This window comes from Rossellomorea sp. ABR4_004, assembly GCF_056159585.1.
In genome coordinates this window covers 443,999-457,282 of the sequence record NZ_JBSWVM010000003.1, presented here as the reverse complement: position 1 = coordinate 457,282, position 13,284 = coordinate 443,999, and the positions used below count along the sequence as shown (strand labels likewise).

At 40.8% G+C, this 13,284-nt stretch carries 11 protein-coding genes; 8 read left to right on the top strand and 3 right to left on the bottom strand.

Annotated elements, in window-relative coordinates:
• Positions 1-19: 19 nt before the first annotated feature.
• Positions 20-886, bottom strand: coding sequence for a mechanosensitive ion channel family protein (locus ACXAF2_RS19290; RefSeq protein ID WP_475141058.1), 867 nt, complete (start codon positions 884-886; stop codon positions 20-22).
• A gap of 359 nt (positions 887-1,245) precedes the next feature.
• Between ACXAF2_RS19290 and ACXAF2_RS19285 the strand changes: the two genes are divergently transcribed.
• The 7 genes from ACXAF2_RS19285 to ACXAF2_RS19255 all read left to right on the top strand — a co-directional run bounded on the left by ACXAF2_RS19285 (position 1,246) and on the right by ACXAF2_RS19255 (position 9,596).
• Positions 1,246-1,788, top strand: a complete 543-nt coding sequence (locus tag ACXAF2_RS19285; RefSeq protein ID WP_113968382.1) for a peroxiredoxin — start codon at positions 1,246-1,248, stop codon at positions 1,786-1,788.
• Positions 1,789-1,919: 131 nt separating this feature from the next.
• Entirely contained in the window at positions 1,920-2,375 is a 456-nt protein-coding gene (locus ACXAF2_RS19280) for a TlpA family protein disulfide reductase (protein ID WP_475141056.1), read from the top strand.
• 205 nt (positions 2,376-2,580) lie between these two features.
• A complete protein-coding gene (locus ACXAF2_RS19275) occupies positions 2,581-4,335 on the top strand; it encodes an ABC transporter ATP-binding protein (protein WP_475141054.1) in 1,755 nt (584 codons plus the stop codon).
• A gap of 4 nt (positions 4,336-4,339) precedes the next feature.
• The gene (locus tag ACXAF2_RS19270; RefSeq protein ID WP_475141053.1) at positions 4,340-6,169 is read left to right on the top strand and encodes an ABC transporter ATP-binding protein; all 1,830 of its coding nucleotides are present in this window, start codon (positions 4,340-4,342) and stop codon (positions 6,167-6,169) included.
• Positions 6,170-6,402: 233 nt separating this feature from the next.
• Entirely contained in the window at positions 6,403-7,740 is a 1,338-nt protein-coding gene (locus ACXAF2_RS19265; protein ID WP_475141052.1) for a cytochrome ubiquinol oxidase subunit I, read from the top strand.
• 74 nt (positions 7,741-7,814) lie between these two features.
• Positions 7,815-8,828 (top strand): cytochrome d ubiquinol oxidase subunit II, encoded by a 1,014-nt coding sequence (locus tag ACXAF2_RS19260; RefSeq protein WP_475141050.1) that lies wholly within the window; start codon positions 7,815-7,817, stop codon positions 8,826-8,828.
• 111 nt (positions 8,829-8,939) lie between these two features.
• Positions 8,940-9,596, top strand: coding sequence for a potassium channel family protein (locus ACXAF2_RS19255; protein ID WP_148968818.1), 657 nt, complete (start codon positions 8,940-8,942; stop codon positions 9,594-9,596).
• Positions 9,597-9,646: 50 nt separating this feature from the next.
• Here ACXAF2_RS19255 and rnjA read toward each other — a convergent pair whose 3' ends face one another.
• Both rnjA and ACXAF2_RS19245 read right to left on the bottom strand, forming a co-directional pair.
• On the bottom strand, positions 9,647-11,314 hold the full coding sequence (gene rnjA / locus ACXAF2_RS19250; protein WP_475141048.1) for a ribonuclease J1: 1,668 nt from the start codon (positions 11,312-11,314) through the stop codon (positions 9,647-9,649).
• A 3-nt stretch (positions 11,315-11,317) separates the two neighbouring features.
• A complete protein-coding gene (locus tag ACXAF2_RS19245; protein WP_475141047.1) occupies positions 11,318-11,524 on the bottom strand; it encodes a DNA-dependent RNA polymerase subunit epsilon in 207 nt (68 codons plus the stop codon).
• 959 nt (positions 11,525-12,483) lie between these two features.
• Here ACXAF2_RS19245 and ACXAF2_RS19240 point away from each other — a divergent pair.
• Entirely contained in the window at positions 12,484-13,254 is a 771-nt protein-coding gene (locus ACXAF2_RS19240) for a Cof-type HAD-IIB family hydrolase (protein WP_475141045.1), read from the top strand.
• Positions 13,255-13,284: the final 30 nt, after the last annotated feature.

Genomic DNA, 13,284 nt, shown 5'->3' with positions numbered 1-13,284 from the left:
CCTTCTCTTTTCACTTACATTAGCCTTCTTTCTTCTCAATATACACCTGATGAGGGTAAGGAATTTCAATTCCATTTTGGTCAAGAGCTTCTTTTAGAGCTTTACGAAGCTTCCGTTCCACTCCCCATTGCTCCATGTTTTTCGTTTTGCATAGCACTCTCAGTACTACATCTGAAGCGCCAAGTGTTTGAACACCTAACACATTCGGGCCATCTACAATATTGTCATCTTCTTGAGCGATCGTATCACAAACCTGCTGAAGCACGACCATCGCTTTGTCAATGTCATCATCATATGAGATACCGATATCAACAAGTGCTCTCATATTTCCACGGGAATGATTGCTGACACTCGTAATTTCTCTATTTGGCACATAATGCAGAGTACCATCGAACCCACGAATATGTGTCGTTCGTAAACCAACCTCTTCTACAATCCCTGAGAAATTTCCAGTGGACACGTAATCCCCTACATCCACTTGCTTTTCCAATAGAATAAAGAATCCAGTCACTACATCACTTACTAACCCTTGAGCTCCAAAGCCGACTGCAAGGCCAACAATTCCTGCTCCAGCGAGAATAGCCGTCACCTGGATGCCGAAGATTTGTAAAATCGTGACAAAGAAAACAAAAATCAGGATGTACCCGATTATATTTTTTGAAAGACTTTGTAGTGTTTGCGCGCGACCTTCAGAAACATCATTTCTCTTTCTGTACTTATCAAAGACTCTCTCAACCACTTTGTTAGCTGCACCTTTCACGATAATGAAAGCGATCCAAATCGCTATTATCTGTAAGGCGCCAATTCCGATCGTCACCAATAGACCGCCCCAATTAAAATTGGAAAGTCGGTCACTTAAAGCACTAAGACCAAGTATGTAATTCAATCCAAAACATCCTTCCTTTTAAATAATGACCATTCTAGTATACACAATTCACCTTAGGCCATGTCAAAGAGTATATAAAAAAGCATATTGTTTTATTCCCCAGTTGAGAAATGGTAAACTTTATATAGATGTTTATTCAAGCAGAAAAGTGAGTAAACTTCTATATAATAGGGAAAACCAAGTAAGGGATATTGTCAATAAATTATAATCATTTCAATATTAAATTTATTATAATTTAACATTGACTAAAAAAAACCAATCCTATATAATGAAAATTGTGATTTTAGAAAGGACAGGCCGTCACGTCTTCCTTTCTCAGGTGAAATATTTCATTAAAAACTCATTGGAGGGATTCACTCATGGCAGAACGCATGGTAGGCAAACAAGCTCCACGTTTTGAAATGGACGCTGTATTGCCAAACAAAGAATTCGGTAAAGTATCACTGGAAGAAAATATGAAAAACGGTAAGTGGACAGTATTGTTCTTCTACCCAATGGACTTCACTTTCGTTTGTCCAACTGAAATTACAGCAATGTCAGACCGTTACGATGAGTTCGAAGATTTAGATGCAGAAGTTATCGGTGTCTCTACAGACACTATTCATACACACTTAGCTTGGATTAACACTGACCGTAAAGAAAATGGTCTTGGTGAGTTAAGATACCCATTAGCTGCAGATACAAACCACAGCGTATCCAGCGAATACGGAGTTCTAATCGAAGATGAAGGTATTGCTCTTCGCGGACTATACATCATCAACCCAGAAGGAGAACTACAATATCAAGTAGTATTCCATAACAATATCGGCCGTGACGTTGAAGAAACTCTACGTGTTCTTCAAGCACTTCAAACTGGCGGACTTTGCCCGGCAAACTGGAAGCCAGGTCAAAAAACTTTATAATCTTCAAATGAATAATGGCCTAACCGTTTGGTAGGCCATTTTCTTATCATGTTGATTTTTTCAGGAGTAGTACAAATCCATCCTGTGAACAATAGAAATAATATCGATCTAAATTAAGGGAGGCCATATTAATGAAGCTTCGAGAACCGATGCCGGAATTAAACGGTGCTACAGAATGGTTAAATGGAGAAGTAACAAAGGGAGAGCTGGTAGGAGAAAAGCCGACACTTATTCACTTCTGGTCCATCTCATGTCACCTTTGTAAAGAAGCGATGCCACAAGTAAATGAATTTCGAGATCAATACAGCGATAAACTGAATGTTATGGCTGTCCATATGCCACGCTCCGAGGATGACCTGAACCTGGACGAAATAAAGAAGGTAGCAGCTGAGCACGATATTACTCAGCCAATCTTCGTAGACAGTGAGCATAAACTGACCGATGCATTCGAAAATCAATATGTCCCGGCTTACTATGTATTTGATAAAGACGGGAACCTTCGTCACTTCCAAGCGGGCGGAAGCGGAATGAAAATGCTTGAAAAGCGCGTCAATCGTGTACTGGATGAAATGGAAAAAAGCGAATAAGTTCAAACGAAATATGTGGGAATAGATCGGTCAAAAGACCGATCTATTTTTTTGAATTTATTTTTACAATTAATATGAATAATAAGACTAGAAGGATAATTCATAAAAAAGTAAAAAATTCTAAAAAAGGGTAGATAAATATTTCGAAAGCCGATATATTTATTAGTACGTTCTTTTTTTATGTAACGTTAAAGGGGGAGAAATTATGGATACATTTAAAAAATTGAAAGCCTTTTATTGGCCCTATAAAAGGCATTTTATCATTTCAATGATTTTCTTGATTTTTGTTACAGTGATCACTGTAGTCTATCCAATGATCCTGCAAATCACGATTGATGATGTGATTCTGCAAGGGAACTATCAGTGGATCCCGTACTTAGCATTTGGCTTTATCGGCATTATGATCGTGAAAGGAGTTGCCACATTTATTCAACAATACCATGGGGATCTATTCGGGATAACCTCGGTTTACCGGCTGAGAAATGAACTGTATGAAAAGCTTCAATTCCTTCCATTCAGTTACTACGATAACGCTAAAACAGGGGATCTGATGTCCCGGTTGACGGCAGACGTAGAAGCATTTCGTTTCTTTCTATCCTTTGGTTTTTCGGAACTGCTTCGCTTTTTCCTTTTAGTAACGGTAAGCTTTGGTGTTATGTTTTATTATTCGCCTCAACTGACATTCGTCACCCTCGTTTCATTACCGTTCCTGGCAATTGCCGTATACAAATTCGATAAAGCGGTTCACCCAGCTTTCAGGGGTATCCGTAAATCGTTCGGAAAACTGAATACGAATGTGCAAGAAAATATTTCAGGAATTAATACAGTAAAATCATTATCAAGAGAAGATCATCAAATCAACAAATTCAACCAATCAAATGGTGATTACAAAGATAAATACCTTTTCACCTCGGACATCTGGGCAAAGTACTTTCCTTTAATGGAGTTTCTGGGGAATGTAAGTGTAGTGACACTCCTTGCATACGGTGGGTATCTAGTGATGAATGGCAACCTTCAACCAGGAGAGCTTGTCGCGTTTTACAGTTTAGTGTGGTACATCATCTGGCCGATCATGAATCTTGGATTTACGATTAACCTGTTTTCCCAATCGAAAGCATCAGGGGAACGTTTGCTCGAAATTCTTGAAGTGGACGAAGAGATAAAAGATCATCAAGGTGTTATTCACGTCGATCGGATGAATGGTGAAGTAGAGTTTAAGCACGTGTCCCTGAATTATAACGTTCATGATGAAGCAGCCCTCGAGGATATTTCCTTTAAGGCTGAACCCGGAAAAGTCATCGGTCTGATCGGTGGTACCGGTTCTGGTAAAACAAGTATCACCCAGCTTATCACTCGCTTCTATGAACCTGAAGAGGGAGAAATCCTCATCGATGGACGGGATCTAAAAGATTATTCATTAAAATCACTTCGTAAAAATATCGGTTTCGTACTTCAGGAATCTTTCTTATTTTCTTCGACCATCAAAGCGAATATATCGTATGGACGACCGGAAGCAACAATGGAAGATATCATAGAAGCAGCAAAACGGGCACAAGCCCATGAATTTATTTCAGAATTACCTGATGGCTACGACACAAGGCTTGGTGAAAGAGGTTTAGGACTTTCAGGAGGTCAAAAGCAGCGGATTGCCATAGCCCGTGCGATTTGTACAGACCCATCGATCCTGATCCTAGATGACGCAACAAGCGCCGTAGACATGGAAACTGAATTCAGGATTCAAAAAGCGCTAAAAGAAGTCATGTCGGATCAAACGACCTTTATTATTGCCCATCGGATATCATCCCTCAAGCATGCAGATGAAATACTTGTTCTGGAAAACGGGAAAGTCGTCGAGAGGGGAGTTCATGACTTCCTACTGAAAAACAATGGACCGTATCAACGAATCTATGATATCCAATACAAAGATCAGAAAAAAATATTACAAACTCAGGAAGGGTAGGTGAGTGGATTTGAGTCAGAAAAACAAAGTCAACAAAAGCGTACTAAGCAGATTCCATTACTCTACAGATCAAGTGATCGATAAGCCGTTTAACTGGGAACAACTCTACCGGTTATTAACGTATTTAAAGCCCTATTCTAAAAAACTTCTGCCCTTATCCATCATTACCGTTCTGATCACAACAGCAGTACGATTGATCGTACCTATTCTGATCGGGGTATACACATTAGACAAAGCAATCAGGCAGAAGGATTCCAATTTACTATTTACCCTGGTTGGAATTATCGCAGGACTCTATGTATTGAATTACGTTGCAAATGTGCTCAGGATCAGGTGGATGAATCAGCTGGGGCAAGGAGTTATTTATGATTTAAGAAAGCACTTATTCAGCCATGTTCAATGGCTATCCCATCGCTTCTTTGATCAGAGATCAGCCGGTTCCATCCTGGTTCGAATCATGAATGATATTAACTCCCTTCAGGAGCTCTTCACAAACGGAGTTATTAACCTCTTAATGGATATCATTCTACTCATTGGAATTATCGTCATACTCTTTACATTAAGTCCTGAATTAACACTTGCCGTCATGGTCATACTGCCAATCATGTTTTTTATCTCAACCAGCTTACGAAAAAACATCCGCAGATCCTGGCAAATGGTACGACTCAAGCAATCGAAGCTGAATTCCCATCTGAATGAAAGCATTCAGGGGATCCGTGTCACCCAATCATTCACTCAAGAAAAAGAAAACATGGCCTTTTTCGATGGGGTAAACACGGAAAACTTCGATAGCTGGAGAACAGCCACAAAGAAAAATGCCATGTTCCGCCCGCTGGTAGAACTGACAAACGCCATCGGGACAGCGGTCCTCATATGGTACGGTGCCCATCTCATCCAAGGCGGCTCACTGGAACTGGGAGAGTTTGTTTCATTCGCCTTCTACCTGGGGATGTTCTGGGAACCCATTTCAAGGCTCGGCCAAGTTTACAATCAACTACTGATCGGAATGGCTTCATCCGAGCGTATCTTCGAATTTCTCGATGAACAACCGATTGTAAATGAAAAAACGAATGCAGTGAACCTGACTGACATCAAAGGAAGAATACAGTTTGAGAATGTAGAATTCTCCTACGATGACAAACGAAAAGCACTCCAAAACATCAATCTTGAAATGAAAGCCGGCCAGACCGTCGCATTAGTCGGTCATACTGGTTCTGGAAAAACAACGATTGCCAACCTGATCAGCCGTTTTTACGATCCAACGAATGGTGAAGTGAAAATCGATGGGGTAAACCTGAGGGATGCATCGGTTTCAAGCTTACGAAGTCAAATCAGCATCGTCCTGCAGGATACTTTCATCTTTTCGGGAACGATCATGGATAACATCCGATTCGGGCGCCCTGATGCAACGGACGAAGAGGTTAAGAATGCCGCGGAAGCAATCGGAGCCAATGAGTTCATCGAGAAGCTTTCCGGTGGATACGAGACCGAAGTGGAAGAACGGGGTAATGTCTTATCCGTTGGTGAAAGACAATTACTGTCATTCGCCCGAGCACTCTTGGCAAACCCTCGAATCATCATATTGGATGAAGCGACAGCATCCATCGATACAGAAACAGAAGTCAAAATTCAAAAAGCATTGAAACGACTACTGAACGGTCGGACCGCGATCATCATCGCCCACCGCCTATCTACGATCCGTGAATCGGACAATATCTTTGTTCTGGAAAATGGAAGAATCAAAGAATCCGGCAACCACGATGAGCTGATGGAGCAGCAGGGTGATTATTATGAGCTGGTTAAATCGCAGTTCAGGATGTTGGATGCGATGTAAGTTTGGAGGAGCCCCGCACTGGTGTGTGCGGGGTTTTTTGTTGCGGTTGTGGTAGGGGAGTGGTGGTGTGAGGTGTTATTGGTGGTTTAAGGCGGTGTTTGTGAAAAACGTCACAAAATATTCATGTTCAACATATCACAAACTCAATTTCAGGTTTTATAATGAACAATAAGTGATAAACAGTAGAAAAGAGTTATTTACGATAGTAAGTAGATCAGTAGGGGGAGTATAGAATGGTTTTAGATGGTGTGATTTTGAGTAGAATGCTCACTTCGACAACCCTTGCATTCCATATTATTTTTGCGACGATTGGGGTAGGGGTGCCGATTATGATTTCCATTGCGGAGTTTATGGGAATCAAACGAAATGATCCCCATTATCTTTTGCTTGCAAGAAGGTGGGCAAGAGGTTTTACGATTACGGTTGCGGTGGGGGTTGTAACGGGTACAGCGATAGGGTTGCAGCTGTCCTTATTGTGGCCTTCATTTATGCAGGTTGCCGGACAAGTGATTGCACTGCCATTATTTATGGAAACTTTTGCGTTTTTCTTTGAGGCTATCTTTTTAGGAATCTATCTTTATACTTGGGACCGTTTTAAGAATAAGTGGATTCACTGGCTGTTGACGATTCCGGTTATGATTGGTTCTTCGGCCTCTGCACTGTTCATTACAACGGTGAATGCGTTCATGAACACTCCTCAAGGATTTGAATTAGAAAATGGGAAAGCGATTAATATCGACCCGATTGCTGCGATGCTGAATCCGGCCACGCCTACGAAAGTGTTTCACGTATTGACGACTGCCTATTTAACATCGGCATTAGTGTTGGCGGCGATTACGGCATTCGCGATTCTTCGTAAGAAAGGCGGGGAATATCATAAGAAAGCCCTGCGTTTAACGATGGTTTCTGCTTTGATCTTCGCTTTTGCCACAGCTCTGGCAGGGGATTTATCTGCGAAATTTCTTGCCGAGTATCAGCCTGAAAAGCTCGCTGCTGCGGAGTGGCATTTTGAAACCGAAGAGAATGCTGACTTGATCGTATTCGGAACTCTGGATGAAAATAATGAGGTCCATAATGAGATCCGCTTACCTGGATTCTTAAGCTTTCTTGCCGGGAGTTCTTTTGAGACAGAGGTTATAGGTCTGAATGAATTTCCTGAAGATGAGCGGCCTCCTTTATGGGTTCACTATATGTTTGACCTGATGGTATCCATTGGGTTTTACAGTATCTTTATTTCAGCGGCATTTATTCTATTCTGGAAGTGGAAGAAGCGGAATGAATGGAATAAGCCGCTTCTATGGGGAATTGTTGCAAGTGGACCACTTGCGATGCTGGCGATTGAATTTGGTTGGATCTATGCCGAAGTGGGTCGACAGCCATGGATTATGAGAGGGTATATGAAAGTGGCGGATGCGGCAACGAAAGCCGATGGAGTAGGCTTGACGTTTGCATTGTTTGTAGGCCTCTATATCCTTCTTGGCGTGATATGTGTGGTTGTACTGATTAAAATGTTTAAAAACAAGCCTGCAGAGGCGGAATTAGAACAACGTTTTCCAAAGAAAGCGAGTTAAGCAGATATAGAAGTACTCCTTCTTTTCAGGCAGCCTGAGAAGAAGGGGCTTGAAGCTTTAAGGGAGGAATGGGTATGAGTTTGGAAGTTGTGGGGATTACCGTATTGTGGATTTTCCTTTATGGTTATCTGATAGTAGCTTCGATTGATTTTGGAGCCGGCTTCTTCGCCTTTTATGGAAGAATGAAGGGCAAGGAGCATACCTTGAACGTTTTGATTAGCAGATACCTTTCTCCGGTATGGGAAGTAACAAACGTCTTTTTTGTCTTCTTCTTTGTGGGCCTTGTCGGATTCTTTCCTGACACAGCCTACTATTATGGAACGGCATTATTACTTCCGGGAAGTATCGCCATCATTTTATTAGCCATAAGAGGAAGTTTCTATGCTTTCGGTAATTACGGGTCAAAGGACAATATCGTGTACCTGTTTTTATATGGGGCGACCGGGTTATTAATACCTGCTTCCTTATCCACGGCATTAACGATTTCAGAAGGTGGATTCCTGGAAGAGAAGGGAGATAAGGTCATCTTCCTCGCCAAGGAGCTTTTTACCAGCCCCTATTCGTGGAGTGTAGTGGCCCTTTCCATTGTATCAGTGTTGTTTATCAGTGCGACATTTCTAACCTATTATGCCAACCGTGCAGGAGATATGGCTTCCAGGGAGGAATTAAGGACGTTTTCCCTATTTTGGAGTCCTCCTACGATTCTGGCGAGTTTAGTAGTGTTTGTATCGTTGAGAGAGCATAATGCAGAGCATTTTGAGAAGGCGATTGATATTTGGTGGATGTTTGGGTTGTCACTTCTTTGCTTCTTTGGTGCATCTCTAATGATTTATATGCGGAAAAATTTTGGAACGGCATTCATTTTGGTTATGCTGCAGTTCTTCTTTGCCTTTTTTGGCTATGGTGCTTCGCATTTACCTTATATACTAAAACCATTTATTACGATAGAAACCAGTGTGACGAATCCAACGATGGGAATGGCCCTGGTCATCGTCTTTATAGCAGGCTTGCTATTATTGATCCCATCTTTATATCTGTTAATGAGACTGTTTTTATTTGATGCTGATTATGTAAAAGGCAATAAATGATCGATCTACTAAGCCTTCAAAATTTAATACTGAGGACTACAGGGAGAAATTTCATTTTCTCCTTTTTTTTATGCTAAAATAAAGGATATAGAAAGTGCGGGGGGATGTATGGTGAAAAAAGAGTTTGTGGTTGTTGGTTTGGGACGATTTGGGGGCAGTATTGTCCGTTCATTGTCAGATCAAGGCATGGAGGTTATGGCGATTGATCAGGATGAAGACAAAGTTAATGAATTCTCTTCCATTGCTTCTCATGCGGTAGTGGCAGATGCAACGGACGAATCCGTTTTAAAAAGCCTGGGAATCAGAAATTTCGATCACGTCATTGTGGCTATTGGAGACGATATCCAATCGAGTATCTTAACCACCTTGATGATGAAAGAAATCGGGGTTAAAAAAATTACCGTTAAGGCTCAAAATGATTATCATGAAAAAGTATTGCGGAAAATAGGTGCGAACCAAGTCGTTCATCCAGAACGTGATATGGGAAGAAGGATCGCTCATAATATCGTTTCGAATAATGTATTGGATTATCTGGAGCTGTCGGATGAACACTCCATCGTAGAGATTGTGGCGAATGAAAATCTGAGTGGGAATTCATTAATCGATCTGGATATCCGTGCTCAATTTGGAATCAATATCGTGGCGATTAAGAGACAAAAAGATATTATTGTGTCTCCCCAAGCAGATGAACAAATTCGTGAAGGCGATATCCTGATTGTAATCGGTGCAGATACGGATATTAACCGTTTTGAAAAAAAGGTATTATAATAATACAAAAGAGGCTGCCCCAAATCGGGTCAGCCTCTTCTTTTGATTGATCAGACTTCCATGATGATTGGTAAAATCATCGGACGTCGTTTTGTTTTTTCATATAGGAATGGAGCCAGTGTGTCTGTGATTTCATTCTTGATTTCTGACCATTGTGATGTTCTTCTTTCAAGAACCTTGTTCAGATGTTTAGAAATAAGCGTTTGTGCTTCATTAATAAGGTCACCTGATTCACGCATGTATACGAAACCTCTTGAGATAAGGTCCGGGCCGGAAGCAATCTTGAAATCCTTCATGTCGATGCTTACAACGACAATGACCAATCCTTCTTCTGAAAGGATACGGCGATCGCGAAGGACGATATTTCCGATATCACCAATACCGCTTCCATCGATATAGACGTTTCCAGAAGGGATTTTCCCAGCTACTTGCGCGGAGTCATTGCTCAATGCAAGGACTTCACCATTGTCCATTATGAAGCAGTTTTCAGGCTGTACCCCACAATCTACACCAAGCTCGGCGTGCATCTTCTGCATGCGGAATTCACCATGTATCGGCATAAAGAAGGTTGGATTCATCAGGCGGAGCATTAACTTCATTTCTTGTTGTCCACCATGACCAGATGTATGGATATCACTTAATGGTCCATGAATGACTTCTGCTCCAGCACGATATAATAGGTTGATTGTGCGGTTTACACTGATCGTATTTCCAGGAATCGGTGAAGAAGAGAATACAACGGTATCGCCAGGCTGGATCTGAATTTGACGGTGAGTACCGTTTGCGATTCTTGATAATGCAGCCATTGGTTCACCTTGGGAACCTGTACATAATATCGCGACTTCATTCGCGGGTAATCGATTAATCTGGTTATGCTCAATGAATGTATCTTTAGGGGCGTTAATATACCCTAATTCTTGACCGATTGTAATGGCCGCTTCCATGCTTCTTCCGAAAACAGCGACTTTTCTATTATGAAAGACAGCTGCTTCCACCACTTGTTGAAGACGGTGAATATTAGAAGCAAAAGTAGCGAATATAACACGACCGTCCACTTTGCGGAAAATGTCATTGATGCTTTCTCCGACTTTACGTTCCGACATTGTGAAATTTGGAACTTCAGCGTTCGTACTATCAGATAGAAGACAAAGAACGCCTTCTTTTCCGATTTCAGCCATTTTGGTTAAGTTCGCGGGCTCACCGACCGGCGTGAAATCAAATTTAAAGTCACCTGTGTGTACAACATTACCAGGTGGTGTTTTCACAACAATCCCGTATGAATCCGGAATACTGTGAGTCGTTCTGAAGAAGGTTACGGACGTCTTGCGGAATTTAATGATGTCATCTTCCTGGATGACATTGAGTTTCGCATTTCTTAATAGACCGTGCTCTTCAAGCTTGTTTTTAATAAGTCCCAATGCGAGCTTCCCGCCGTATATCGGGATGTTTAATTCACGCAGTAGATAGGGGATTCCACCAATATGGTCTTCGTGTCCGTGTGTCACGAAAAGGCCTTTGATTTTATCCGCATTCTTCACCAGATACGTATAGTCAGGGATTACGTAATCGATACCGAGGAGTTCGTCTTCAGGGAACTTGATTCCTGCATCGATCAGGATGATTTCGTCTTGGAATTGTACGCCGTATGTGTTTTTACCGATTTCACCTAAACCGCCAAGGGCAAATACTGCGGTTTGGTCATTCTTGACAAATTTCATTGATTATTGCTCCAACTCGAAAGAATGATGGTTTTCTTCATACTCTAAAAAAGCGCCCTCTAGCTTTTGTACGAATTCAATATTATACGGTTTGTCTTTTAAATTCAGGCGTACTTCACGTTCTGAATCTGCTTTCATGTAAAGAGATTGAGTGCATTCGCGAACAGGCACTTCTGCTTTACTTTCTTGATAAAATACTTTAAAAATCATGTCTTTTCTCTCTCCTTATCCGTTTTCAAAAAATCTAACTTTCATCTATGATAAAAAAGTTATCAACTAACATAACATAAGCGGCGCCTATGCACCTATTGGCATAAAACCAGTCTCCGGTTGATGGATATGGTATGACGAATAGGGCTTGACGCTGGAGCTGGACATTAGAGGGCTAGCTTCCCTGCTAATAGGTATAGATATACCATTATGGTCTGAACAGTTACTATGTTCATTTATGGCTCATTTACGCCCTGTGGTAAAAAAACGATTAATCAAGGAATCATTTCCTTAACACAGGGCGACCTTTCGATAAGGACGAAAGGCGAGTGAAATAAATCTTTCACGAGAATTTACCATAGTGGACGGTCCTCACTCTAACTCTTCTAAATGAACCTATCATTTAAGTAGGGATGAATCATCTTGTTTATGTATGCTATAAATTATAAAGGATTCTTTCGTGTAAATAAAGTTTTTGAGAGAATCCTTCATTAAATCATTACAAAATAGAGAAGAGGGACTGAACCAATGGAGACGAAAAAGCTCACTAGTGGCATCAGTCCCTTATTATTTGTGTAAACGTATGACAGTATAGCCGAATTGCATGTTTTTTAGTAGTGTAGCTGCATAAGTTCGTTCGGCAGCATGAAATATTATGCAATCGTTTTTTTTCTAAGCAATTCTTTCCACTGTTTTAAAAGCTTCTTTCTAAGCTTTTTTAACATGGTGGATCACTCCTTATCAATAGTTTACCGAGATTTTCCTTTGAAGTAAAGGAAAGATAATACCGAAGTCTCTGTTGTCTTACTTATATTGTACGGAATTTATTGAATCTCTTACATGGTTAAGTTTGGTAATAGAAAGCAGGTATACTCATTCATTGACATTTATGCCACAAAGCATTACTTTAAACAACGTGTAAAACTGATGATCGATTACGAATGAAAAGGAGAACAGATATGTCTAAAATAGTTTTCTTCGATATAGATGGTACACTGCTTGACCATGATAAGAAGCTGCCACAAGCAACGAAAGAAGCCATCCAAACATTACAATCCAGAGGTACTTATGTAGCAATTGCAACTGGCAGGGCTCCATTCATGTATGAGAGCCTGAGGGAGGAATTAGGAATCGAGTCCTTTGTTTCCTTTAATGGGCAGTATGTGGTTTTTGAAAATGAGGTAATCTACACAAATCCATTACAAATCAAGACGCTAGAAGAGTTGCTTGAGGATGCGTATACGAAGGAACATCCGGTGGTTCACTTAAATCATCAAACGATGAAGTCAAACCAGAAGCACCATAAATATATTGAAGAGAGTATGGGGAGTTTAAAATTTCCACATCCAGATTATGCCCCGGATTTCTATAAGGATAGAGATATTTATCAATCCTTGTTATTTTGTACAAAGGAAGATGAGAGCTTTTACCGGGAGAAATACAGTGACTTCACGTTCATACGTTGGCATCAATTTTCCATGGATATCCTGCCAAGGGGTGGATCCAAAGCAGAAGGCATCAAAAAGATGATCGCGAAGCTCGGTTTTAAAATGGAAGATGTTTATGCGTTTGGGGACGGATTAAATGATATTGAAATGATTCAATCCGTTGGTACTGGAGTTGCCATGGGGAATGCTGTACAAGAAGTACAAAGACATGCAGATTTGATCACGAAACACGTCGATGACGATGGAATATATCATGGTTTGAAGAAACTTGAATTAATATAATGTATAACGAAAAAGACTTCTTCTGATAAC